Here is a 25,664-nt window from a genome sequence, read left to right as displayed (position 1 = left end):
CGGATCGGCCGTCAGCCCGAGGAAGTGGTGCGGCGCGGCGGCTGTGGGCCGCCGCGCCACAGGTGCGGTGTCCTCGGGTGTTGGTGGGTCAGCTGGCGCTGCAGGTGACTGTTGGCCAGGTCCAGGTGCCGTTGGTCTGGATCGTGGTGCCCCAGTTGTTGCCGCTGCCGTTGGGCTTGGCGACGAGTGTTTGGCTGTCGGGGTAGCTGGCGCTGATGTTCCAGGTCGAGAGGACCTTTTCCGGGGAGGGGACCTTCATGGTCACGGTCCAGTTGCTGGAACCGGAGACTGCGACGTTCAGATTGTAGCGGTCGCCGTATTTGTCGCCTGCGGAGAGCGTCGCGGTGCAGCCCCCGCCGGACCCGCCGCCGGACCCGCCGCCGGATCCACCTCCGGAGGAACCACTGTCACCCACCGTGATGTTGGAGTTGCCGCTGCTCTGGTAGCCCTCGGTGGCCAGGATCATGTAGTTGAAACTGCCCAGGCTCATACCCTTGCCGGCCCACGCGTCGAAGTGATTGCCGGTGGTGATGGTTCCACCGGTCTTCTTGGACTGCCGGACACTCCAGTACTGCTTGAATGTTCTGGTGCCCTCGATCGAGGGGGCGTTGGTGCGCGTCGTCTCGTAGATGTCGTACGTGCCGCCGTCGCTGGTGACGGTGCCCTTGTACGTGCCCTCGGGTCTGTAGGTGCCCCAGTTGTCGACGATGTAGTACTCCACGAGCGGGTTCGTCGTCCACCCGTAGAGTGCCAAGTAGGCGTTGCCGGACGGGTTGAAGCTTCCCGAGTAGTTCACTGCCCTGCGTCCGCCGGTGCTCCAGCCCTTGCCGGCGACGAAGTTCCCGCTGTTGCTCCACGAGGTGCTGTAGTTGCCGCCGGAACCCAGGTTCATGTTGACCGACCCACCGCCGTCGGTCCAGAACGAGTAGTAGTACCCGTTGTTGGTGCCGGTCTCGTTCGAGGATATGGCGCTGGCGGTGCTGGGCATGGCCAGCGCGGCCACGAACAGCAGGAAGGTGCTGAGGCCGCCGATGAGCAGTCTGATGCGGCCGCGCGTATGGCTCTTCGGATGGGCGGGAGCGTTCATGTCCGTGATTCCTCCTGGTGAGGGTGGGCGGGAACGCCGGGCAGCGTGATGCGACCCGGTGCGGTGAAGGTGGCTGCAGTGAGCGAGCCACAGTGGGGGAGCCGACGTGATGGCGACCGCATGTTCGTCGTCGGGCCACGCAGCAGTGGATGGGTCGGTGACCCGGATCGGAGCTGCTTCAGACCCGTCGATGCGACAGCACCCCGGCCTTGCCGACGGCGAGGGAGGTGCGGATGTGCGCGGTTTTCACCATCACTGCAACCTCTGCTTTCCGGTCCTCGAGCATGCCCGGCGGGACCGTAAGGACGTTGTCTGCGTTACGGGAAAGTTTCCGATCGCTGGAGAGTATGGGCGGGTGTCGGTGGACAGTCAATGACTCTTGTTTCCGAAAGTTCACCGAAACATACGAGCCGCGACCTGGACTGTATGGCGAAACATTTCGAATGTTGCCTATGGAGTTTCCAATGGCGGTTCCATGAGTCCGGAGGGGTGCCTAGAAGCGACCGGTGCAGCCGTACGGTTTCGTAAGATTGCTCGGACGATTTTCGAAACTTTCGGAACATCATCCGCGGTCAGTGGCAGGGGGCAGCCCGCGCAGCTCCGGCCTCCACTGGTGCAAGCCAGGATGGTCATGCGGAATGTGTACTCGAGGTCGAGACGGCCGGTTCAGCCTGCTTGGTCGGGCGAGAGGATGAGCCCGTCGCGGCTCGCCGGACTGGGGCCTGACGGTCTGTCGCAGGCCTCAAATCGCCTTTCGCGTGGGGCCGCCGGGGGCTACTGTTCAGGCGGCGAGTGACCCCCACGAGGAGCTGAGACATGCCCGGTCGTCCGAGCGCGCGTTGACGTCGTAGGCCGTGATCGGCCAGTCATCGCGTGCTGCCCTTGATACGCGGCACGGCGAGCCTCCCCCGCCTGAACCGTCGGTGCACCTGTCGTGCGCCGGGTGGCGGGGTCCCGTCTTCGGCAACCCAAGGGGTCTCTGTGCCGTCCGCGTCCTCCGCTGTATCTGATTTCGGTCGAACCGATTTGCCAAGCCTGTGGCGGGACGGTGACTTCCGCAAGCTCTGGGTGGGCCAGACGGCCTCCCAACTCGGCGAGCACGGGAGCCTGGTGGTCCTGCCGCTGATCGCCGTGCTGACGCTCGACGCCGACGCCGACCAACTGGGCTTCCTCCGCGCGGCGGGGCAGGCACCGATTCTGTTGCTCTCACTCTTCGTCGGCGCATGGGTGGACAGGTGGCAGACCCGTACGGTCATGGTGCTGGCGGACCTCGGCAGGGCCCTGGCGCTGGGCGGAGCTGTCGTGGCCGGTCTCCTCGGTGGGCTCGGCCTGCCGGCACTGCTTCTGGCGGCCTTCGCCGTCGGGTCCCTGTCCGTTTTCTTCGATGTGGCCTACCAGGCGTCTCTCGTACGGCTGGTGAGACGCGATCAGCTGGTGCAGGGCAACAGCGCGCTCGAAGGCAGTCGGTCAGCGGCCCAGATCGGCGGCCCCGCCCTCGGCGGCGCGTTGGTGTCCCTGCTGTCGGCGCCGATCGCCGCCGCCTCCAGCGCGCTGTTCTTCGCGCTGTCGTTCCTGTCGATCCGGCGGATCCGTCGCCGCGAATCGATCCCGGAGCGCTCGAAACGTCCCCTTCGGGTCTGGCGACGGATCCATGAGGGCCTCCGTTTTGTCGTCGGCCACACCTTGCTGCGGACCGTGGGCCTCGCCTCGGCCGCCTTCCAGTTCTCCTTCGCTGCCATGATGACCGTCTATCTGCTTTTTCTGCCGCGGGAACTGCACCTGACGGGCACCGCCGTCGGGTTGGCGCTCGCGGCGACGGGGCCGGGCGCACTTCTGGGCTCGCTGCTTGCTGCCCGTCTCCCCAGCCGGTTCGGTTACGGCGTGGTACTCGTGTCCGCGGCGGCACTCGGCGACGGCGTGCTGCTCTGCGTACCCGCGCTTCACGGCCCTTCTGCGCTGATGATCCCCGCGCTCGTGGCGGTCAACTTCGTGTTCGGGACCTTCGGTCAATTGGTGAACGTCACGGTCATGGCCGTCCGGCAGGCCGTCACCCCGGACCGGATGCAAGGCCGCGTCGCCGCGACGATCACGTTTGTCGGCATGGGCCTGACCCCGCTCGGCTCGCTGCTCGGAGGCCTTCTCGCGGGGGAGTGGGGGTTGCGTACCAGCCTCCTGGTGACGGCCGGCGGCATGATGCTGTCCCCCGTGCTGATGGCTTTGTCCCCGCTCGCACGCCTGGGGCGGACGCTTCCGGATATCGGCCAGGCACGGCCTGCTGGTCTCAAATGCCCCTTCAGCGAAGGCTAAGCACTTTTCAGAGGTCCAGCGCCGCCGCCAGCCGCCGCCACTCCTCCCGGGGCAGACCGGCCCGGTCCTCACCCGTGGCCAGCAGTTGTACGGCGACGTGGTCGGCGCCTGCGTCAAGGAAGGCGTCGATCCGCTCGCGCACCCGTTGCTCGTCGCCCCAGCCGAACAGCGCGTCGACCAGTCGGTCGCTGCCACCGTCGGCCAGGTCGTCCTCGGCGAAGCCGAGCCGGAGCCAGCTGTTGGTGTAGTTGGGTAGCTCCAGGTAGAAGGCCAGCAACTCACGGGCGGCAGCCCGCGCGCGGTCCGGGTCGGCTTCCAGGATCACGGTGAACTCGGGGGCCAGCAAGGGCCCCTCACCGAGCGTCTCTCGGGCCTGCGCCGTGTGCTCGGGGGTGACCAGGTACGGGTGGGCGCCCGCGGCGCGGTCGCGGGAGAGCTCCAGCATTCTCGGGCCGAGCGCGGCGAGCACCCGGCGGTCGGCCGGGACTCCGGCGGCGTCCAGCGCGTCGAGGTAGCCGGTCATGGCCGCGTACGGGCGCTTGTACTGTTCGGTGAGCTTCGCGTGGCTGACGCCCAGCCCCAGCAGGAAGCGGCCCGGGTGGGCGTCCTCGAGGGCGGCCCATCGTTCGGCGGTGTCCTGCGCTTCGTGCTGCCAGATGCTGAGGATGCCGGTTGCAACGGTGATCGACCGGGTGGCTGCGATCAGCGGGGCCGCGTGCTCCACACCGCTGCTGCCGCCGAGCCAGAGGGCGCCGTAGCCGAGCTCCTCCAATTCCGCCGCAGTTTCGGCGCGTTCGGCCGCGCCGGAGGGATCAGGGTCGCGCAACCCGGTGTTCCACAGGCCGTACCGGCCGATTGCCTGCGCCTGCGTGCTGTTGCCGCTGAACCCCATGGGCCCATCTCCCGCCATAAGGCCGACTGAAGCGTGACGCCCGTCGACTGAACTTAAGTTTGATGTCCGTCGTACCAAACCACGCGAAGTGATCTCCGTATTCCGCCTGGCGGCGGCGTGTCTCTCCCATGGGAATATGGATCCGGCCAGGCCATGTGAGTACCGCCGCATGCGCGTCGGCTGGGGAGCGGCCTGTCAGACTTCCGAAAGCTGCTGTGTTGTCGCCGCCGACGATGCACTGATTCCTGATGCGGTCTGTCAAGCCGCGAGAGCGGTGGATGGCACGAGTTCTTAGGTCCGTCCGTCGCGGACGAGGGCCCAGAGACGTTGACGCGGCGGCGGGCCAGAGCGAGGACGGCCTGGATGTGGCGCTTGCCTTCGGCTCGCTTGCGTTCGTAAAACCGGCGGGACTCATCGCAATGGCGGATGCTGAACAACACGGAGATGTAGAAGACTCGTTGGAGGCGGCGGTTGTAGCGCCTGGCCGGCGGAGATTGCCGTTGATCTTGCCGGAGTCGCGGGGCACGGGTGCGACGCCGCCGAAGCCGGCGAGGCGGTCTGCGGTGCCGAAGGCGGTCATGTCACCGCCGGTCGCGGCCAGGAACTCGGCGCCGAGGATGACGCCCAGGCCCGGCATGCTCCGCCGCTGGGCTCCGGGCCCGGCGATCTGCTCACACTGGCCCCCGGCCCCACACACCGGGGCATGCACCGCGCTGCAAAGGATCTGACGTCATTTCAGCGTCGAGATATCGCCCGTAACGCCCACACCGCACACCACCCGAACCTGCAGGTCAGGCGCTCCTTGCGGCCGGTTCAGGGACCGCCACGCGCTCCACCTGGTGCGTCATCGGGAACAGCTTCAGGCTCAACTGTTCCTGGGCAGTGAGCAGGAGTGAGTCCTGGATCACTGGCGTGCCCCGAACGGTTTTGGGCGCACTGGTCCTCCGCTTTCGCATCCTGGTCGGCGACGCATATCCCGTATGCGGTCCGTCCCAAGTGGGCGGCATCCCTACGATCTGGCCATATGGGTGTGGCCAGAGGCGACGGGGAGGCCCCGAACCATCTCGCTGGTGACACGGGGGCCCCGACCGCTGACGCCACACCCGGCGTCCCAGATCGCACCGAGAACATTACGCACACCCCGCCAGGCATACCCATCGATCGTTACACCGTTCACTCAATCGTGCCCATGTTCGCCAAAATGAGGTGCTGGCGCAGCAGTTGCGAACCCCGCCTCCCTCTGCGGTCCGGAGACCAATAGCGCCGGGCGGGTCGGCGGTCAGCGCTGGTCGAGGAAGGCGAAGAGCTCCTCCCACCTGCGAACCACTCGGTCGGTGCTGAAGCGACGGACGTTTTCGCGTGCCGCGTCGCCCATCCGGTCGCGCAGGGCCGAGTCGGAGATCAGGGTGCGCAGGTGCGCGGCCAGTTCCCTCGTGCTGCCGAGGGGGGCCAGAAGGCCGTCCCGGCCGTCACTGACGATCTCCCGTACCCCGGGCGCGCAGTCGAAGGCGACGCTGGGGAGGCCAGCTGCCATGGCCTCCATCAACGCCAGCGGGAACCCCTCACCACGGGAGGACTGGACGAAAATCGAACCGCCGTTGAGGGCGCCCTGCACGTCGGCCGTGCGGCCGCACCACTGCACGCTGCCGTCGAGGCCGGCCTCACAGGACTGGGTCTTGAGGGCCTCCTCGTCCTCGCCGTCCCCGTGGATTTCGAGGGTCCATTCCGGGTGGTGCGGGGCGACCTCGGCCCAGGCGTCCAGAAGCATGTCGATTCCCTTCTGGTCCGTGAGTCGCCCCACCGACAGCACGACCGGCCGGGTGCGGGGAGAGGGGGCCGACGGCAGGAACGGCAGCGGGTTGGGCATGAAGCCGACGTTGTTCATCCCCTCCCGGATCCACAGGTCGGCGTCCTCGCGGGTCAGGACGAGCATCCGGTCGACGTCCGCGTAGTGCCGTTTGACGCGGGCGAAACGCGAGGTGGAGCGGGAGTAGAGGTAGGACTCGTGGCTCATCCCGATGACGGTCAGCCCGCGGGTGCGGGCGAGCGCGACCCACGCCATCGCCCACACCTGGGTGACGATGACGACGGCCCCGGGCCGGGCCGAGGCGAAGAGCCTGGTGAGTTCGGCCGCCCGCTCGCGCATGCCCGCCGTCCGCAGGCGGTTGCGGCGCCGTGCCACGGGGTCGAGCCGGCCGCGCAGGCCACGGCTCGGGGCGGGCTCGGGCGGCGGGGTGTCATAGAGGGTCGTGGTGGGGTAGGGGAGTGTCCCGCCCAGGTCCTGCGGTACGTCGGAGGCGGTGATGCCGACCATGTGGACACGGTGGCCGCGGGCCAGCAGGAGCCGCGCCATCTGGTGGGACCAGGTGGTCACCCCACCGAGCTCGTCGATGCTGTTGGACACGAAGAAGACGTCCCGGGTGGTGGCGGGGCCGGGGCCGCGGAGGTCCTGTGCGGCGTCGCCGGTGGTCGTGGTCACTGGATGCCTCCCGGGGCGAAGAAGGTGTCGACGACGGTGCGCGCGGCGTTGCCCTGGTCCCCCTCGCCGTAGGCCTCGACGAAGGCGGTCCGGGCGGCGGCGAAGTCGTGGGCGTTCGCCTTCAGGTCGTCGACGGCGTCGAAGAGTGCTTCCCGCGTGGTGACCACCGGGCCCGGTGCCTGCGCGCGCAGGTCGAAGTAGGTGCCGCGACCGGGGCCCACGTAGTGGTCGTAGTCGGGCGTGTAGAAGAGCATGGGCCGGTCCAGCAGCGCGTAGTCGAACATGACGGAGGAGAAGTCCGTGATCAGGGCGTCGGCCGCCAGCAGCAGCGGGGTGATGTCGTGGTGATCGGTGACGTCGACGACCGCGCCCTGGACGGACGGTGGCAGAACGACCTGGTTCAGGTAGTGGGAGCGGATCAGCAGGGTGACGCGGTCACCGAAGCGCGCGGCGAACTCCTCCACGTCGAAGAGGAGTTCCAGGGGCTGGACCCGGCCCGCTTCGTCCGCGCGGAACGTCGGTGCGTAGAGGATGACGGTCCGGTCACCCGGGAGGCCGAGTTCCGTCGCGAGCGCACCCCGCTCACCGGAGCCGGTCTCCTGTTCGCGCCGGCGAGCGGTGACGAGGGCGTCGTTGCGGGGGTACCCACTGCGCAGCAGCACCTCGTCGCGGAGCCGGAAGGCCTTGGCGAGAGTCCGCACATCGTGCTCGGAGCGGACGAGAAAGTGGTCGAAGCGGTCCAGCGCCTTCTGGTACGCCGCCCGCTCCGCCCGGCCACGGGCCTTGTGCGCGGGCTCGTCGAAGCCCATGCGCTTGAGGGCGGAACCGTGCCAGGTCTGGATGTAGGTGGTGCCGGGACGCTTGGTGAGCTTGAGCGGCATGCCCTGGTTGTCGATCCAGAACTCCGCCTGGGCCAGCGCCCGCAAGTGCCGCCAACTCCATCGACGCACCAGCGTGGCGTCCTGCGGGAACCCCGTCGGCTGTGGAGCGGCGTGTGACCAGACGGCGTGGAACACAAGGCCTCGCCGGCGCATCTCCTCGTAGAGGGCCCTGGGGCTGTCGCTGTACTGCTTCCCGAGATGGCTCTCGAAGACCACCAGGCCCTTGCGGATCGGAAGCCTGCTGAAGACCTGCTGGTACACCCGGATTTTGGTGGGCTCGGAGTTTGCCCGCTTCTTGATCCTTCGCGCGCGGCGGACGGCGCTCTTGGCGAGGGTTCCCCCGCGACTGGCCAGCCCCGCTTCCAGCAGCCCCGTCACACGCCGTGCAGATGGCCCGTGGGCGCGCAGGACGAAGCTCAGGTGCCCGCGGCTGGACACCTCTGGAGTGAGGCGATCGGCCACCAGCCTTGTCAGCCGCGGCCTGACCCGCAGCGCGCGGGCGCTCTCGAGGTCCTGGCCGGTGACCGAGAGTCGGGTGCGCACGGTGGTCCCGTCGATGTCCAGGACGACCAGGGCGTCCCATACGGCGTCGATGACGCCGAGCGGACGCAGTGTGCCGGACAGTCCTGCCGTCACCTCCCATTCGACCCCGTCCTCGCGGTGCCGCACTGTGTCCAGGGGGACGCGGAAGGTCTGCAGGCTCCGCCGCCGGGCTCGCAGTTCGAGGTGACCGCTGATCCGGCTGCCGGGTGCGAAGCGTCCGAGGGGATTGATCACGGTGCCCGCCAGGCTGACGGTGCCGTGGCCGTCGTCCGTGTAGCGGGTGAGCCGGTTGCGCAGGATGAGGTTGCCGAGTGGGCGGGTGTGCCAGCCCGCGTCCGTGACGTCGAGGATCTTCCGGCCCAGGGGGTCGTCCAGGTGGTCGGAGCACCAGTAGATGCGTCCCTGGTGCTCGGCGAGGGGGGAGGAGAGCTTCTTGCGGTTGGTGAGGGTGTCCGCCGCCGGCAGGAGGTTCGTCCAGTCACCCCGGGCCAACAGGTAGGCACAGATGGCCTGGATCGGCTCTGCCTCCTCGTAGGCACGGGGTTGCAGCCCGGCGAGGTATCCCCCACTCAGCCGCTCGAACTCCCGGCGGTAGGTGTCGTCCAGCAGCGGAAGGTCCCGCAGGTGGAGGGCGAGGTCGTGTTTGAGGAACTTGATGTCCTTGTGCAACCGCACCTCGTCCAGGCCCTGCTCGTACAGGAGCCGGTCGACCCGCTGGTGGATCTCCATACGGTGGGCGAAGTTGGCGATCTCGTGGCGCCGGTTGCTGATCGACCTCACCGGGGCGTTGTCGTGGACGTTCCAGAAGTAAACGCGGTTGGGGATGAGCGTGATGCGGCGCGCTGCCGTGTACGCCTGGGCGGAGAACAGCAGGTCCTCGTAGTGGATCCCGACGGGGAACGTCAGGTCCGCCTCGGCCAGGAACGCGCGGCGATAGCACTTGTTGGTCGACAGGGTGTCGAAGGCCAGCAGATCCGGGACCTCACGTATCGACTCGAAGGTCCGAGTGGAGCGGTAGAGCCACGGGTACCACTCGTCCTCCTTGCGGTTGCGTGAGCCGACGTGGACACGCACGCACAGTCCGGAGACAAGGTCGGCCTTGGTCGTGTCTGCGGCTTCGACCATGTTCCGGCAGGCGTCGCGCTGCAGTGCGTCATCGCTGTCGAGGAACATCACGTAGCGTCCGCGGGCCTTTTCGATGCCCTTGTTCCGGGGAGCGCCACAGCCGCCGCTGTTGCACGGGAGACGGTGAGCCGTCACCCGCCGGGGGTTCTTCGCGGCCAACAGGCGAGCGGCCTGGAAGGATCCGTCGTCGCTGTGGTCGTCGACGATCACGACTTCGACGTTGCGGTGCGACTGTCTCAGCACCGAGGCGACAGCCGTCGGCAGACGTGCGGCGTCGTTGTAGACGATGACGATGACGGAGACGTCCGGTACGCCTTCTTCCATGACCGTTTCCCCTGATGACCTCGTAAATGGATGGGAGGGGCGGGCGGCAGCGGCTGCGGCGGCGCGCACGCGGGGGCGGGGGCGGCAGGCCACGGCGTGGCGTGGCACAGGGCTCGCTATCGCGAACACCCCCTATGTCTACATGCTGCGGCACAGGGCTCGCTCTCGCGAACGCCCTATGTCTACATGCTGTAGACGGACTACACGACTGTAGACGCAAGTGCTGTGGCCCAGCCCGCAGCGGTCGCGGCACGGCGGAGCTGCACTCAGCCGGCGACGTCGCCCTGCGTGACGCCTCCCGCCGGTCGGCCTGAGATATGCGGAAGGCCCACCCCGCCGTTTGGCCGCAAGAGTGAGTGGGGCCTCGGTGTCAGGACTTGACGATCCGCGTCTCGACTTGGATGCCGGATGGCTTTCGTGAAGTGGGCAGTGGGATGTACTGCCGTGCCTCAGTAGTCCTCTCCCGTCGAGGGTCTGGATCGCCTGCCAGGTCCCACCACATCCCGCAGAACAAGGTAGGGAGCCCTTTTTCCAGGGCGCTACGAGGGTCGTGCTGACTCCGGGATCATCTAGGAACAGAACTGTCCTAGTTGATCCCTAGTGTCGTCACGTCACGAAGAACCACAGGAGGGGACGACACCGATGAGTCAGACTGCACCCGAGGGCTACACCAGCGTTGCACCGTGGGTGGTCACCGATGACACCGGCGCACTGCTCGACTTCATCACTGTCGCGTTCGACGGCGAAGAGATTGCGCGGGTGCCGGTCGAGGACGGCACCATCGGTCATGGTGAGATCCGAGTCGGCGACACGGTCGTGCTGGCGTTCGACCGACGGCCCGACTGGCCGGTGATGCCCTCGCTGTTGCGGGTCTATGTCCCGGACGCGGACGCCGCCATGGCTGCTGCTGTTGCGCACGGGGCTCAGGTGATCACAGAGGCTGCCGACAGTGCGTGGGGGGATCGCGGCGGCAGGGTGCGGGACCCGTTCGGCAACATTTGGTGGGTGATGAGCCGGGTCGAGCACATCGCGCCGGACCTTGCCTGGCAGCGAATGTCCGAGCCGAAGTACGCCGAGGCGATGCGTACGGCCCAGGAGACGCTGGACGCCGCGCTCAGCGGCCGGGAGGCCGGGGTGGCCAGCACTCCGCAGCGCCCAACCCACTGAGATCAACCTCCGACCTGACTGCAGACGACGGCGAAGTTTGGTGCTGTCACACCTGCGTCCGCCCAGCTGCTGCACGACCGCGGCCTGGACGTGATGGCGTCCGGCGGTGACGCCCAGGCGCAGTTCACAGCCGTGGGGCGGCGGGCGAGCTGTAACGGGACGCAGCTCATCGCCGGTTACACCGTGGATGCTGCCGCCTTGATGAACTCATGGAGCCTTCGCCATCTTCGAACGTGCTGGTCGGAGGGGTTGGTGTGACGCTGCATGGGCGTGTTCGTGCAGGTTGCGGGCGGGAGTCTGCGGTCTTGATTGTCTGACGGGGCGGGCCGGGGCGGTTTTGCCGGTTCCTCCGTGGCAGTGGTGGAATGCACCCTGCGCCCCTATCGGTCGACGGGGGGAGGCTGATAGGCCAGCTGGACCTGCAGGGGCTTGATACGTCGGCCGGTGAGCGTTGCGCGGCCGGGTGGCTGGCGAGACGGAATCACCGAGCCGATCAGCGCGCCCTCGGACTTGTCGCCCGAGAGCGTGAGCCCGTGCGCGCCCTGCTCCCGCAGGTACTGCATGACCGGTTCATACATCGACCGCGCCGCCCCCGCCGAATTGCGGCACAGCACCATGCGCAGCCCGATGTCCCGCGCGAACGGCAGGTAGTCCAGGAGCGGGCGGAGGGGGTTGCCCGAGGCGGTCGCAACGAGGTCGTAGTCGTCCACGAGGAGGAAGACGTCGGGCCCCTTGTACCAGCTCCGGTGGCGCAGCTGCTCCGCAGTGACGTCCGATGGAGGCATTCGCTTCTCCAGGAAATCGACCAGGCCCTCGATGTGGGACTGCAGGTCCAGGCCGTTGCGGACATACTTCGTCACGTACTCCGAGGGCAGCTCGCCCACCAGCGAACGCCGGTAGTCGACAACGACCAGCTGCGCTTCCTGAGGCGTGTACCGCTTACTGATCCGCTGGGCGAGCAGCCGCAGCAGCGACGTCTTTCCGGACTCGCTCTCCCCGAAGACGACCAGATAGGGGTCGGTGTCGAAGTCGACGCCGAAGGCGAGCAGGTTCTTCTCGTCGAGGCCCAGGGCGAGTTCCCCTTTGGAGTTGCCGAAGTCCGACGGGAGTGCGTCCACGGGAAGTTGCGTGGGCAGGATACGCACAGGCGGGGCGCCTGCCCCCGCCCACTGCGAACGGATGGCACCGACGAGGTCCGTCGTGGCCTCTGCCAGTCCGGTGGTAGTGCTCGGACCGCCGCCGACCCGCGGTACGGCCGCCAAGAAGTGGAACTTGTCGTGGGTCAGACCACGGCCCGGGGCGCCGACCGGGACATCCGCTGCCACCCTTCGTGCGAACTGCGAGTCCATCGGGTCGGTGAGACGCAGCTCGACCTGGGTGCCGAAGTGGTCGCGCAGCGCTGGGCGGACGTCGGCATAGCGGGTGGCTGCGAGCAGCAGGTGGACGCCGTATCCGAGGCCGCGTGCCCCGAGGTCGGCAACGGCTTCTTCCAGCTGCTCGTACTCGTGCTCGTGCTTGAAGCTCGACCAGCCGTCGATGACCAGGAAGACATCTCCCCACTGTTGGTCCGGCCACTTTCCGGCCGAGCGCCCCCTTCGGTACGCGGCCATGGAGTCGATCCCGTGGGTCCGGAAGAACTCCTCCCGGGTGGTGAGCAGGCCGGAGACCTCCGCGACTGTCCGTCGTACATGTTCCGGGTCGAGTCGCGAGCTCACACCTCCCACGTGCGGCAGGTTCTGAAGCTGCTGCATGCTCCCGCCGCCGAAGTCCAGGCAGTAGCACTGCACTTCGGACGGCGTGTGGGTGAGGGCGAGCGCGCAGACGACGGTACGCAGCAGCGTCGACTTGCCCGTCTGGGGTGCGCCGACGACCAGGCCGTGCCCGGCCGCGCCCGAGAAATCGAGGTACATCAGATCGCGGCGTTGCTGGTCGGGGCGGTCTACGAGCCCGGCCGGTACCCGGAGTCCGCCGAGCCCCTCGTACGCCGGAGGGTGCAGCCCACGCTCCGGCGTGGTCGCCAGTTCCGGCAGCAGCTCGTCGAGGGTGGCTGGGACGTCCAGCGGAGGCAGCCAGACCTGGTGCGCGGGTGGCCCTTGGCCGCTGATTCGTCCGACCAGCACGTCCAGCAGACTGTCGGCGAAGATGTCGTCGTCCTCGGTGGACGAAGCTTCCTCCGGCGCATAGGGGGCCGAGACGTATGCGGCCCGGAAGCGGGTCATCTCGGCGGTGTCGTACGTGAGATAGCCGGAGCCCGGAACCGGGGGCAGGTGGTAGGCATCCGGGACGCCGATGGCCCTCCGGGACTCGCTGGCGGAAAAGGTCCGCAGGCCGATCCGGTACGAGAGGTATGTGTCCAGGCCGCGCAGCTTGCCCTCCTCCAGGCGCTGTGAGGCCAGCAGCAGGTGGACGCCGAGCGAACGGCCGATACGGCCGATCTGGACCAGCATCTCAATGAAATCCGGTCGGGCGGTGAGGAGTTCGGAGAACTCGTCGATCACGATGAGCAGAGAGGGGAGGGGGTCGATCGGGGCCCCCGCTGTGCGCGCCTTCTCGTACTGGGAGACGTTGGGGTAGTTGCCCGCCATGCGCAGCAGTTCCTGGCGGCGCAGGAGTTCGCCGCCGATCGCTTCTCTCATGCGGTCCAGAAGGGTCAGATCGTCGGCGAGATTGGTGATGATTGCCGAGACGTGCGGCAGCTCCGACATGCCGGCGAAGGTGGCACCGCCCTTGAAGTCGGCCAGGACGAAATTGAGCGTCTCCGACGAGTGTGTGACAGCGAGGCCGAGGACCAGCGTGCGCAGCAGTTCCGACTTGCCGGAGCCGGTGGCGCCGATGCACAGGCCGTGCGGCCCCATCCCGCCATGTGCTGCCTCCTTGAGGTCGAGCACAACGGGTCGGCCGTCCTCGCCGACCCCGATCGGCACCCGCAGCCGCTCCTGCTGTGGGTGCTGCCGCCATGTGCGGGCCGCGTCGAACTGCTCGACGTCGCCGATGGCGAGTAGTTTCGTGAACGGAACGTCGGTGCGGGGTGGGGGCGTCGTATCCGGCTGCACGCCGAGCCAGCGTTCCCGCATCCGCTGGGTCGTCTCGGCCAGGGCCCGCCGGGCCTCCACGGAACTGCTGGCCTCCTCCAGGTGGGGCACGGCCGCGCGGAAGCGCTGACGGCGCGACAGTGCCCAGCCGATCCCGAGCCTCGCGGAGAGAGTCGCGTCGATCTGGGACTCCGACGGGTCGTCCAGGGCGAGTTCCACACGGGTCCCGAGCAGGCCGAGCAGACTCGTGCCGAAGTCGCTCCACCGTCGGGCGGAGACGAGGAGGTGAACTCCGTAGTTCAGGCCGGTGTTGGCGAGCCGGTGGACCTCTTTGGCGAACTCGGGTATCTCCCAGTCGAAGTCGAGCCAGCCGTCGATCACGAGGAAGACGTCGCTGCCGTGGTCGTGCGGCAGCCGTCCCGCCGCCCGCAGCTCGCGAAACTCCTCGATGGAGTCGATGTCCAGGTCCCGGAACAGAGCCCGTCGGGCGGCGACGGCGTCCTTCAACGCTGTGAGGACCTCCGCGACGGCCTCGTGCTCGTGTGCGGCAGCGACCTTCTTCACATGCGGCATGGCCCGCAGCACGCCGAGCCGGTTGACGGCTCCCTCCAGGAGATAGAACTCCGCCTCATGCGGTGTGTGGCTCAGCGCCAGCGACATCGTGAGGACACGCAGCAGCGTGGTCTTGCCACTGCCCAGCCTGCCGACGACCGCTGCGTTTCCGTCCCGGCTGGAGAGGTCCAGGCACATGAGTTCGCCACCGGAGCCCGCTGTCGTCCGGCCGATTGGCACCAGGAGCCGGGACGCGCCCTCCCACGAGTCGCAGATGAAGCCCCGATCCGGGGTGTCGACCGGGGGCGGGAGCAGTGTCCCCAGTACCAGCTCGTCCGACCCTGTCCCCTGCAAGGACAAGCCGGTGGACGGATCGGTGCGGACGGCGTACGCGAGGGCGACATGTCCCTCGCACTGGCCGGACTTGGTGGGCGTCTGTTCCGGGCCGCTCTGGTTGATGACGGCGTCGTGCACATACGTGTACAGCTCATCCGGTGTGATGACACCGTCACGGTCGAGATCCGCCAGTCCGGTGCTGAGTCCCTCGTTGACCGCGGCGGTGAAGCGTGACACAGGCCGGGCGTTGTCCTGGATGAGCTGGCCGCTCTCGTAGGCGTACTCGAGCGCGGTGGACGCGGTGATCACGAAGGTACCGCGGCCGACCAGTGCCGCCTCCACGTCGACCGGTGCGGAAGACATGGGGGCGCCCCGGTGGAACAGGCCGCTGTAGCAGCAGTCGAGGAGCACGATCTTGGTGCGGGCGTCGCACGCGTCCAGGAGCTGGTGGATGAGGTCCGCACGGATGGCGGTGGTGTGCGGGCGGCTCAGGTCCGTGCCCATGGTGGCGAAGAACAGCAGATCGGCGTCGTTCCTGACGCCGTGACAGGCGAAATACAGCAGGATCAGGTCGTCGGGCGCGCGATTGCTGAGGAGCGCCTCGATCTCGCCCTCGATCTCCTCCTTGGGGCGATTGGTGAGCGTACGGACGAAGTCGAAGCGGCCCACCGCCTCGTCCCTCAACAGGGCCTCCAGCTCGCCGGCGCCGCGCGCCGGTGCCCGGAGCTGGTTGAGGCCAGGGTCGACGTATCCGTCAGTCGCGATCAGCAGCGCGATCCGGCGCCCCGCCATCACTGCCTCCCGGCTCCCCGCTACCGCCGTCCGTGCCGACCCCTGCGGCGATCCGCGCGGCCACGACATCGACCAACTTGTTCTGGTCCTTCGCGGACAGCGCCTGGAACGTGCCCTTGTTGCCGTCGAACTCCCACTCCACGGAACGGCCCTTCGAGCGCTGGATGTAGGCCACCAGCACGTTGCTCATGGCCTTTAGCGCCGCCGCTGAGAAGGCGCCGCTGACGACGAGGGCGCCGATCTCGTACCCCGCGGAGGCCATTGCGCCGGCCGGTGCAGGAGCCTCCTTGCGCTCCACGCGGAACAGGCCAAGCGTTCGCAAGTCCCGGTACAGACTGCGCACTTGGCGCTCCACCTGCTCATCGGACGCCGTGGCCCCGGCATCTACTCGGAGCACCAGCTCGTACACCCGCGCCTCCCCGGCATCGCACTTCACCGTCGACAGTTGATCGTATAGCGAGTCGGGCGCGCCGCGTGAGCCAATCGCTGTCGCCACTGATCCCCAACGCAGTTGTGGAGCACGCCTTGTGACTGGCCGTCGTCGGCTCGCGCCAGGGCTGCAAGCACGGGTTGGTGGACGGCTCTCGAAGAGCGGACCGTCGCGCAGGAGTGCCCTCCAGACTTTCAGGCGGCGGTGCGCGAGACCGATTGCGGCCTGCTGTTCGCGAGGGCCCGCCCGCTCATTCTGCTCGGCTCTACTCCGGCCCGCAGCCGTGCAAGATGAATGCGATCACGTCGTCCAGGCCGTGCTCGGTCACCCCGGCACCGTCCGGCGGTCCCCACCGCGACCCGATCCGAGATGGCGGGGGCCGGGCCGCGGTGGGGGAGCGCCCGTCAGGCGGCTCGCAACTCGAACCAGTCGAAGGCCGCACTGCCGTGTGTGGCGTACATGCCGATGACGCGGCCGGTGAAGCCCCCGGCGACCTCGGTGGTGAGGTAGCGGCCGTCGAGTTCGGCGAGGATCTCGAAGTCGCCGCCGGCCGTCTCGTACCCCAGACGGAGAGTATCGGGGCCGCCGACGCGGAGGCCCGGCGGGACGGCGGCCTCCGGGCTCGTGTCGCGGAACGTGACGGTGGGTGGCAGCACATCCGTCGTGGTGACGTCGATCCGCAGGGTCAAGGGGCCGGACGGCACCGTCTGTTCGGCGATGGTGTGGCGCAGCGGGCCGATTCTGGCGACCGCGCGGACCGTGCCGTTGCCCGTCTCCACCTGGTAGTGGTGTGCTTCGTCCAGCCGTACCGCGAGCCCACCCCGGCCGCCTTCGCCAACGTCGACCATCGTGCGCGCGCTGCAGTCGGGGTCGCGCTGGCGCCGCCCCACGAACAGCGCGCCGGGCTTGTCGAGGCTGTCCGCGCGGGCGTGCAGCACCAGGTGGCCCGGCCGCTCGTCGAGGCGGACGGCGGTCGGTTCGTGCCGTCTGAGCGACACCCAGCAGGGTGCGAGCGTGGTGGAGTCGAAGTCGTCCCGGTGGGGTTCCTGCGGCCAGGGGTGCGGCGGCAGTGCCGGAGCCGGCGCGCGCAGCTCCAGCGGTCCGGGCAGCGGCCATTCGTCCTCCCACCGCACCGGTACCAGGAACGTCTCCCTGCCCAGACCGTGGTACATCGGTGTGTCACCGCGGGGCCGGGTGCCCAGCAGCACCATCCACCATGTGCCGTCGTGCGCCTGCACCAGATCGCCGTGGCCGGTGTTCTGTACCGGGTGGTTGGTACTGCGGTGGGACAGCACGGGATTGGCCGGGTGCGGTTCGAAGGGCCCCGGCAGTGTGCGGGCCCGGGCCACCGACAGGGCGTGTCCGCGTTCCGTGCCGCCTTCCGACAGCAGCAGGTACCACCAGTCGCCGACGCGGTACAGGTGCGGGCCCTCGGGATACTGCAGCCCGCTTCCCGACCACATCGCCACTGGCTCGCCCAGCAGTTCGCCGGTCTTCGGCTCGATGCGCACCCCGCGGATGCCGTCCGACGAGAACACGCACCAGCAGTTTCCCTCGTCGTCCCAGGCGAGGTCGGGGTCGATGCCCGGTACGTCGACCGGCACCGGATCCGTCCACGGCCCCGCGGGGTCTTCCGCGGTCACCAGGACGTTGCCCGCCCCGGCGACCACGGTCGTGATCAGCCAGAACCGGCCGTCGTGGTGCCGCAGCGTGGGTGCGTACACCCCGGTCGAGGACGGGGCCGTGTCGGGCAGCTCCAGCTGCGAGGGCCGGTCCAGCGCGTGCCCGATCAGCCGCCAGTGCACCAGGTCACGGCTGTGCCACAGCGGTACCCCGGGTACGTACTCGAAGCTGGACGTCGCCACGTAGTAGTCATCGCCGGCCCGGCACACGCTGGGGTCCGGACTGAAGCCGGGTATCACGGGATTGTCGAAGAACGCCATGTCCGTCCTGAGGTGTGTGGTCGGGCCGCGGGGAACTTCCCGCGCGGGGTCCTGCAGTGCGGCCGATGGCCGTCAGGCCGTGAAGCTGAAGGCAGCGAGCCGGAGTTCGCCGGTGAGCACCAGGTGCGGCTGGTGGACGCCTGGTGGGTGGGTCGCCGGGTCGGCAGGCACGGAGGCGGAACTCACAGCGGGAAACCCCCTACGCGTGCGGCGGTCGGCGACGGCTGGTGGCGACCAGGCGTGGCAGAGCCGAAGTGGGCCGCACGACCAGGATCGTTGAAGCGCTTCGAAATTGACATATGGGCCAGCGGGATGTCAACAGACCATCAGAGTCGCATGAATTAGACCTACTTAAGATCGGGATTCTTCGTCCGATCCCTTGTCAATGCGGTAGCCCGTCGCTAGCCTCGCACGACATCATCGAAGCGCTTCGATGACGAGCTCGCCCACCGTGACCAGGTAACTGAAAGCTTCGTGATCTTTGAGGCGTTCGCACTCCATCCGACCGATGAGTGGACGGGATGAAGGTGAGGAGCTCGGATTGGCGTCGGCTGTCGTACCCGCCCTGCACGTGTTCCGTGATCCGGTCTCGGCGCAGGCGCCGCAGCAGTTCGAGACCGATGTGCTGGCCGGGTTCGTCCTCGCGCGGACCTCGGCTGGTCTGGCGGACGGCGCAATCCGAAGGGACGGTGGCCATCTTGATCGGTCAGGTGGGGGCCTGATTCGGTCGACCACTCTGGGACGTGGAGCCGGCCGACGCCGACGCCTACTTCGGGGAGCTGCGCCGAGGCTCGCCGCGCGGCATCCGGTCGACCCGCGCGCAGGCGCTGCCCGGATCGACCTCGACCCTGCCCCCGGCCATGGGAAACGAGGGAACTGCCGTTGGCGGTAGAGGATGGGCCTGCACAGCGGTGGAACCCGGCAGGTGCCGGATTGCGTCGTCCCTGACCTCCCCTATGCGGAGCTCCCGAGAATCTCTCGGATGACGTGCCGGGCGTTGGCTGAAATGATCGGATTGGTCGCCCGGTAGTACGGAAGCTGGATGACCGCCATGGACAGCGCCCACCCCCGGCTGCGGGCCCAGGTCGCGTCGTCCACATCCACCGCCTCGCGGTACACCTGCCGCGCCGAGGCGGGCAGCAGGTTCCAGGCCGGGATGAGGTCGGTGGCCGGTTCGCCCATTCCCACGGTGCCGAAGTCGATGATCGCCGATACGTGGTCGCCGGCAAGCAGCAAATTGCTCGGCATGAGGTCGGAGTGCGTCCAGCAGGCCGGGCCCGTCCACAGCGGTGCAGCGAGCGCCTCCTCCCAGGCCGCGGTGATCTCGTTGGCGTCGAAGGGCTCCTCGGTGCGGCGCAGCGACTCGATCGCCGCCCGCATCGCCTGATCTTCGGCGATCAGCGGCTCGCCCCGGTGCGCGGCCGGACCGCCGGGGAGATCGATCTTGCGGATGGCGACCGCGAACTCCGCTAGGTCACGGGCCGCGCGCTCGGGCTCTGCGAGATCCCCCTCGACCGGGTTGCGGCCTTCGATCCACCGGTGCACCGCCCAGACCAGGGGGTAACCCTCGCCCGGGGCACCGGTCGCCACCACGTCCGGGATCGGCAGCGGCAGCAGCGGCGCCAGCCGGGGGAGGAGCCGTGCCTCCATCGCGATGGCCTCGGCGCCGCCGGGGCGCAGCGGCAGCCGGACGGTCAGGTCCTCGCCGAGCCGGTAGATCGCGTTTACCGTGCCTCCGGATGCGAGCCGGGTGATCGGCAGGTCCGCCCACTGGGGGAACTGAGCGCGCAGCAGCCGCCGGACCAGGTCGGCGTCGGTGTCCGCTTCGTCCGCGTGCATCTTGCCCATGTACCCCCCAGATCTCTCGGTTCCTGCCGTGATCGTCGCATAGTCGGACCGTGCCCCAGAGTCCATATCCGGGGCCCGCGTTGCCGGAGCAGCGCCAGTCGTGGAAGCCGGTCCACGTCGTCGAGGTGGAAGAACCCCTCCAGCTCTTGGACTTGGACAGCACCCATGCCCCTCGTCGTACAGAGCGCTACCACTCTCGGCGCTGAGCAACAGGCGCTCTCGTTACTCACAAACAAAGCCACCGGTAGACGGGTTCCGGATAGAGGGACGCCCTCGGGCCCGTCGTGCATGGTCGGTGTGAGGACGTGTTCGGTGCAGTGCAGCGATCCGGGCAGTACGGCTCGCCCCTGGCCTTCCGCCTGTGGTCACGTCCATGAGAACGGGCTCCGGCTCAACTTCTGTGGTCGGTCACCGATTGTCACGTGACGCACCGTCGGAGCGGCGATCTCCCACAGCCCGTCCGGAACGGTCCAGCCCGACCCGACGCTGCCCATGTGTTTCTCAATGACCAACCACCATGTGGGACACGGTCCTACTGTTCGGTCTGGTAGCGCCGCTCGAGTTCGGTGTGCTCGCCAAGACCGATCAGCGCGGTGAACTCCTCGAACTGGATCAGGTTCCCGAGTGCGCCCCGCGTGTCGCCTGCCGTCGCGAGAACCTTGAGGTAGTCCCGCATTCCCTTGGCGGCCGCGAATGCCGTCCCCACTGGGAAAAGCGCGAGGGCGTATCCCATGTCCTGGAGGACGCCGACACCGGGAGTCGGCGTCCGGCCGCCTTCGACCTGGTTGCTGAGAAGGGGGACGGCGCCGCGGAACGCCTCGCAGATCCGCCGCATCTCCTCCTCGCTCTCGGGGGATTCGATGAACAGCATGTCGGCGCCGGCCTCGTGGTACGCGGCGCCCCGGTCGATCGCCTCGTCGAGCCCGTGTGCCGTCCGCGCGTCGGTGCGGGCAATGATGACGAAGTCGGGGTCCTGCCGCGCGTCGACCGCTGCCTTGATCTTCTGAACCATCTCGTGGACGGGGACGACCTCGCGACCCAGCATGTGCCCGCAGCGCTTCGGGAAGGTCTGGTCTTCGATGTGCATCGCTGCGGCGCCGGCGCGTTCGTAGGCGATGACCGCGCGGCGGACGTTGAGCGGGTTGCCGAAGCCGGTGTCGGCATCGGCGATCAGCGGCAGGTCGACCACATCGGCCATGGCCGTGACTCGTTCCACCATCTGTGTGTGCGACAGATAACCCACGTCGGGCTGCCCCAGGATGCTGGCAGCCGTCTCGAATCCGCTGAGGTAGAACGCCTGAAAGCCGAGCCGCTCCACCAGCCGGGCCCCGGTTCCGTCATAGGCCCCCGGAGCCACCAGGATTCTCGGGTCGTTGAGCAGTTGCCGCAGGCGGGTCGTGTGCCTGACCATGGCCGTCCTCCTGCGCTGAAGGGGGCGCCGACCGCGGTCGCCGCGGCCGGGCACCGTATGGGCCCGTATGCCGCTCGTGCCCCTCGGCACGACCACGGACGTCCGGCTGCCGGCGGACGGTATCCGCTGGTGCTCCGGACTCTGGGATCCGCCACCACCGACTCTACCCGGATGATAGGGCACAAATGCGGCCGAAGTGCCCTAGCGGATGCGGCGAGGTATCCGCCGGTTCCCGGGGGCCGACAACCCGGGCGGGCGTACTCCATGTTCATTCGCGCTCGACCGACTTGAGGATGGAACATGAGCGGAGTGCCGATGCGCGAGGCAGCAGACGTGCGACAGGCGTGGAGTCGGGTGACCGCGTGACTTGGGCAGCACGCTTCTGGCGTTTCGCCGCCCTCGGCGGCCCGGGGGAATTCAACGGCCATCAGTGAAGCCGAAACGCGCATGGGCCTCAAACTGCCAAGGGAGACGCGGCAGTGGCTAATGCGCCCCGTACGCAGCAGTGGGTCCAAGACTCACTTACGCACACTGGTCAGGAACGGTGTGCGGAGGGCGAGGATGGCCATGTCGTCGTGGCCGTCGCTGGGATGGTGGTCGACAAGGGCCTGGCAGAGGTCGTTCAGGGACAGGTCGCTGTGGGTGGCCGCGGTTTGGGCGAGGGCGTCGAGGCTGGTGTCGATGGGGTGCTGGGGGTGCTCGATCAGTCCGTCGGTGAAGAAGACCACGGTGGAGCCGGCGGAGAGTGGGTGGGTGTGGTCGGAGCGGGGTTGGTCGGCGTCCACTCCGAGGGGGACCCCGGGATCGGCATGCAAGTACTTCGGCCGCTGACCGGGGGTGATGACCAGGGGCGGGAGATGGCCTGCGTTGCTCCAGCGCAGGGTCCAGGCGGAGCCTTCGGGTTCGATGCGGGCCAGGCAGGCGGTGGTGAGGGGGTTGTCGGTGATGGCGTGCAGAGTGCGGTCGAGCTGCGTGAGGACTGCGCTGGGCGGGGTACGGCGGTCGTAGACAAGGGCGCGCAGCATGTTCCGGGTCTGGGCCATGGCTGCCGCAGCTTTCAGGTCATGTCCGCAGACATCGCCGATGACGGCTGCGCATGCCCGGTCCGGGAGCAGAAAGGCGTCGTACCAGTCACCGCCGACCCGTGCCGGGGTTGTCGCCGGCCGGTATACGGCGGCGCCCTCATACGGCCGCAGGTCGGACAGCGTCGGCAGCAGCAGACGCTGGAACAGCTCACTGCCTGCCCGGGCGTGCTCGAACAGGCGCGCGTTTTCGATGGCCACTCCGGCGGCCCCGGCAAGTGCAACGACGATGTCCTCGTCGTACGCGTCGAAGGGCTCGCCGTCACGCCGGTCGGCCAAGTAAAGGTCCCCGTAGACCTCGCCCCGGACGCTGATCGCTACCCCGAGAAAGCTGCGCATCGGCGGGTGACCGGGCGGGAACCCTGCGGAATGCGGATGGGAGGAAATCTCGTGGACCCGGAGCGGTTCGGGACGGCGGATCAGGGTCCCGAGCAGACCCCGCCCGCGCGGAAACTCGACATCGCCCAGGTCGGCCCGTTCCTGCGGGCTCAGTCCCACGGGGATGAAGTGCGCCAGGCCGGTGCCCTGCTCATCCAGGACGCCCAGCGCACCATAGCGGGCCTGGACCAGGTCCATGGCAGCCTTGACGATCCGCTCCAGCACCACTGGCAGCTCCAACTCCCGACTGACTGCCATGACCGCGTCCAGCAGCGCCTGCAACCGGTCCCTGGTCCGGGCCAGCCCCTGGAGCTGTGCTGAGATCTGGTCGAGCTGGTGGTCCAGGAAGTCATGCAGGCCAGCGATGTTCGAAGGTTGCGGTTGATTACGTTCCATGGGCTCTCCCGATGCCGCCGCGCAAGCCGTCCTACCTGGCGGGCGTGCATAACTCACCTTCACCCACCGGTATGGGGGTCCCACACAGGTCACACCGCTCGGGCTGAGCCTGTCCCGGGCCGCCAATAGTCGGCTCGCTGTCGGTCGTCCCTCCTGTCTATCGCCCCGAGTCGGCCACCGCCCCCCGACGCTCCGGGTTCAGAAAGAGCTTCTGACGGAGGAGCCCGCAGTGTCCGCGTACCCGCCTGCCGAACCGAAGCAGCCCCACGAGATGCCGCGAGATGTCGGTGAGAACCGAGAGCATCGTGTCGGCGTGTTGGTGATCAGCGGCATAGTCCGAGCCGTGGGTATGAGAGCGGAGTTGGTGCTGTGACGGAAGTGGCGAAGGATCTGCAGGATGTCGGGTCGGAGACCGATGGTCCGAGCCTGTGGCGGCAGCGGGATTTCATGCTGCTGTGGAGCGGTCAGACGGTCAGCGAGATGGGCTCGGCGGTCACCCAGATCGCACTGCCGCTCGTTGCGGTCGTCGCGCTCAAGGCGAGCACGTTTGAGGTAGGGCTGCTGACCGCCGCCACCACAGCGGCGTTCGCGGTGATCGCGCTGCCCGCAGGCGCGCTCGTGGACCGGGGCTCCAAACGCTCCATCATGATCATCTGCAACATTCTCCGCCTGCTGATCGTCGGCTCGGTCCCGGTGGTGGCTGCCCTCGGCAACCTGACGATGACGCAGCTCTACACCGTCGCCGTGACAGCCGGCGTGTGCACGGTGTTCTTCGACGTCTCGTACCAGAGTTATGTGCCGTCGCTGATCCGCGCCGATCTCCGGATGGACGCCAACGGCAAACTGGGGACCACCCAGGCGTTCGCGCAACTCGGGGGACCCAGCCTGGGCGGGGGACTGGTCGCGGCGTTCGGCGCCGCGGGGGCGATGACGGCCGACGCGATCTCGTACGCGATCTCGGTCTGCTCGATATCCGGAATCAGGACGCGCGAGGAGCCGCCGCCCGCGCGGCGCGAGGGCGAGACGTTGCGGAGCCAGATCGCAGAGGGATTGAGGTTCGTCGTCGGGCACAAGATATTGCGGAGGGTCGTGGCGTGCACGGGCACCGCGAACCTGTTCAGCGGCATGAGTTCGGCGCTGGCGATGATTTTCCTCGTCCGGGTACTGCATGTGCGTCCCGGGCTGATCGGGCTGGTCGTGGCGGGCTCGGCTGTCGGCGGGATCGCCGGGGGAGTGTTCGCAGGCCGGCTCGCCAAGAGGATCGGCTCGGCGCGGATCATCTGGGTGTCGATGCTGGTGTTCAGCGCGCCGCAGGTCATTGCGGCGGCCGCCTGGCGAGGCTGGGGGGTGCTGCTGTTCCCGCTGGGCTGGGGCATCGCGTACTTCTCCGGGATGGTGTACAACGTCGCGCAACTCAGCTATCGGCAGTCGGTGACACCGCCGGAGCTGATGGGCCGGATGAACGCGGCCGTGCGCTGGGTCGTGTGGGGCACACTGCCGCTCGGCGGCATCCTTGGCGGGGCACTCGGCACGCTGATCGGGGTGCGGCCCACACTCTGGCTGGCGTTCATCGGTTCCTGGGCAGCCGGCTGGTTCGTGTTCTTCTCCCCGCTCCGCCACATGCGCGATGTTCCTGGACCCGCGCCTGCCCCCGGTGTTACGCGTTGATGGTGAGCGCAGGGTCGTCGCTGAGGCCTACGCATACGGCATAGGCGAGGAGAGCCGGCCGGACGATCCCGGCGAGCTGCGCAAGTCGAATCCAGCCGCGTCGCGCTGGGCGCCGGCTCTTGCGGGGATCCGGCCGAGCGGACTGCAAGGGCTTTGGTACCCGCGTCTCAGCGGCTGCGGTCGCCGGGCGCGAGCAAGCTGGTCACCTCGGCGAGCCTGTGGCGCGCGGTCGCTCGGTGCGGGCACCGGAGACTTCGCCCAGCCGCAGCCGCTCGTGCCGGCCCTGGTCTCGTACGGCTACGGCCAGGTGGCGTATTGCGCGCTGCAACTGCTCCGGTCGTCGTTTCCACCCCCGAGGCATCTCGTTGAGCTGCAGGAAGGTTCTTACGATCAAGGAGATCAGAAAGTGCGAGGAAGTCTTGTTGCCGCCGGCGTCGTGGCTATCGGCGGCGCTCTTCTGACAGCAGCCGCGGGTCCGGTCGGTGCCGCTGATGTTCAAGCAGTGTCCGCCGCCCCGACCGGGACGGTGTCCACGGACGGAACTGTCACCCTCTCCGGCACCTATCGCTGTTCGCCGTTGTCGGGTCCCGGGCCGGTCTTCGTGTCTTCCACGGTACGGGCCGGCGAAGTGCGGCACGGTATCGGCGGTACGGCAGCAACGTGCGACGGCGTCGAACACACGTGGGTGAACCAGGACAAGCCCGTGCACGGAGCCCCAGTGGCACCGGGGCCGGCCGAGGTGGAAGCGACCCTTGTGCACCTGGACACGAGAAGTGGCCTGCCCATGCCGCGCATCATCGTGACCTACCGACACGAGATCGAGCTGCGTCCCGCGAAGGGCTGACGGGCCCGGCCGATCGTGCGCTACGGACGAGAGCCTCGGGGGGACGCACAGATCGCAGCCGGTGCAGAGGCCGAAGGGCCACCCGCACTCAGTCATCGGGTGACCCGGGGCGGCGCGGCAGGAACCTTGGGGCAGGGTCGGCCGGAA

Annotated in this window: 14 protein-coding genes and 1 pseudogene; 4 read left to right on the top strand and 11 right to left on the bottom strand. The window is 68.3% G+C overall.

The features are described from left to right. Positions 1-88: 88 nt before the first annotated feature. A complete protein-coding gene (locus tag OHA88_RS05310) occupies positions 89-1,087 on the bottom strand; it encodes a glycoside hydrolase family 11 protein (RefSeq protein ID WP_328624444.1) in 999 nt (332 codons plus the stop codon). Positions 1,088-2,068: 981 nt separating this feature from the next. Here OHA88_RS05310 and OHA88_RS05305 point away from each other — a divergent pair. Next, on the top strand, positions 2,069-3,394 hold the full coding sequence (locus OHA88_RS05305) for an MFS transporter (RefSeq protein ID WP_328624443.1): 1,326 nt from the start codon (positions 2,069-2,071) through the stop codon (positions 3,392-3,394). A gap of 7 nt (positions 3,395-3,401) precedes the next feature. On the opposite strand, the gene OHA88_RS05300 is transcribed toward OHA88_RS05305, so the two are convergent. From OHA88_RS05300 to OHA88_RS05285, 4 genes and pseudogenes are all read right to left on the bottom strand, one after another. After that, on the bottom strand, positions 3,402-4,286 hold the full coding sequence (locus OHA88_RS05300; RefSeq protein ID WP_328624442.1) for an LLM class F420-dependent oxidoreductase: 885 nt from the start codon (positions 4,284-4,286) through the stop codon (positions 3,402-3,404). 291 nt (positions 4,287-4,577) lie between these two features. Next, a pseudogene (locus tag OHA88_RS05295) lies at positions 4,578-4,926 on the bottom strand (transposase); the annotation flags it as partial. A 639-nt stretch (positions 4,927-5,565) separates the two neighbouring features. After that, the gene (locus OHA88_RS05290; protein ID WP_328624441.1) at positions 5,566-6,765 is read right to left on the bottom strand and encodes a glycosyltransferase; all 1,200 of its coding nucleotides are present in this window, start codon (positions 6,763-6,765) and stop codon (positions 5,566-5,568) included. Further along, on the bottom strand, positions 6,762-9,638 hold the full coding sequence (locus OHA88_RS05285; RefSeq protein ID WP_328624440.1) for a bifunctional glycosyltransferase/CDP-glycerol:glycerophosphate glycerophosphotransferase: 2,877 nt from the start codon (positions 9,636-9,638) through the stop codon (positions 6,762-6,764). Before OHA88_RS05285 ends, OHA88_RS05290 begins: the two co-directional genes overlap by 4 nt. Positions 9,639-10,280: 642 nt before the next feature. On the opposite strand from OHA88_RS05285, the gene OHA88_RS05280 reads away from it, so the two are divergent. Continuing rightward, positions 10,281-10,805, top strand: coding sequence for a VOC family protein (locus OHA88_RS05280; RefSeq protein ID WP_328624439.1), 525 nt, complete (start codon positions 10,281-10,283; stop codon positions 10,803-10,805). Positions 10,806-11,185: 380 nt separating this feature from the next. Here the strand turns inward: OHA88_RS05280 and eccCb are convergent, their stop codons facing one another. The 6 genes from eccCb to OHA88_RS05250 form a co-directional block, all read right to left on the bottom strand. Continuing rightward, complete coding sequence (eccCb, locus tag OHA88_RS05275; RefSeq protein ID WP_328624438.1) at positions 11,186-15,517, bottom strand: type VII secretion protein EccCb; 4,332 nt, start codon at positions 15,515-15,517, stop codon at positions 11,186-11,188. Continuing rightward, positions 15,480-15,926 carry a hypothetical protein gene (locus OHA88_RS05270; protein ID WP_328624437.1) on the bottom strand — a complete coding sequence of 149 codons (447 nt, stop codon included), beginning with the start codon at positions 15,924-15,926 and terminating at the stop codon, positions 15,480-15,482. The genes eccCb and OHA88_RS05270 overlap by 38 nt, the downstream gene beginning before the upstream one ends. A 425-nt stretch (positions 15,927-16,351) precedes the next feature. Next, complete coding sequence (locus tag OHA88_RS05265) at positions 16,352-17,890, bottom strand: glycoside hydrolase family 43 protein (protein ID WP_328624436.1); 1,539 nt, start codon at positions 17,888-17,890, stop codon at positions 16,352-16,354. Between the two features lie 954 nt (positions 17,891-18,844). Continuing rightward, complete coding sequence (locus tag OHA88_RS05260) at positions 18,845-19,729, bottom strand: aminoglycoside phosphotransferase family protein (RefSeq protein WP_328629598.1); 885 nt, start codon at positions 19,727-19,729, stop codon at positions 18,845-18,847. Positions 19,730-20,270: 541 nt separating this feature from the next. Further along, positions 20,271-21,149 (bottom strand): isocitrate lyase/PEP mutase family protein, encoded by an 879-nt coding sequence (locus tag OHA88_RS05255; protein WP_328624435.1) that lies wholly within the window; start codon positions 21,147-21,149, stop codon positions 20,271-20,273. A 518-nt stretch (positions 21,150-21,667) separates the two neighbouring features. After that, positions 21,668-23,005, bottom strand: coding sequence for a PP2C family protein-serine/threonine phosphatase (locus OHA88_RS05250; protein WP_328624434.1), 1,338 nt, complete (start codon positions 23,003-23,005; stop codon positions 21,668-21,670). A 369-nt stretch (positions 23,006-23,374) separates the two neighbouring features. Between OHA88_RS05250 and OHA88_RS05245 the strand changes: the two genes are divergently transcribed. Together OHA88_RS05245 and OHA88_RS05240 are read left to right on the top strand one after the other, a co-directional pair. Beyond that, entirely contained in the window at positions 23,375-24,673 is a 1,299-nt protein-coding gene (locus OHA88_RS05245; protein ID WP_328624433.1) for an MFS transporter, read from the top strand. Further along, positions 24,633-25,517, top strand: coding sequence for a DUF6299 family protein (locus tag OHA88_RS05240; protein ID WP_328624432.1), 885 nt, complete (start codon positions 24,633-24,635; stop codon positions 25,515-25,517). The genes OHA88_RS05245 and OHA88_RS05240 overlap by 41 nt, the downstream gene beginning before the upstream one ends. Positions 25,518-25,664: the final 147 nt, after the last annotated feature.

Source organism: Streptomyces sp. NBC_00353 (genome assembly GCF_036108815.1).
Classification (GTDB): Bacteria; Actinomycetota; Actinomycetes; order Streptomycetales; family Streptomycetaceae; genus Streptomyces.
Note: the sequence above shows the minus strand (reverse complement) of the source record. Positions and strands in the feature narration are given on the sequence as shown.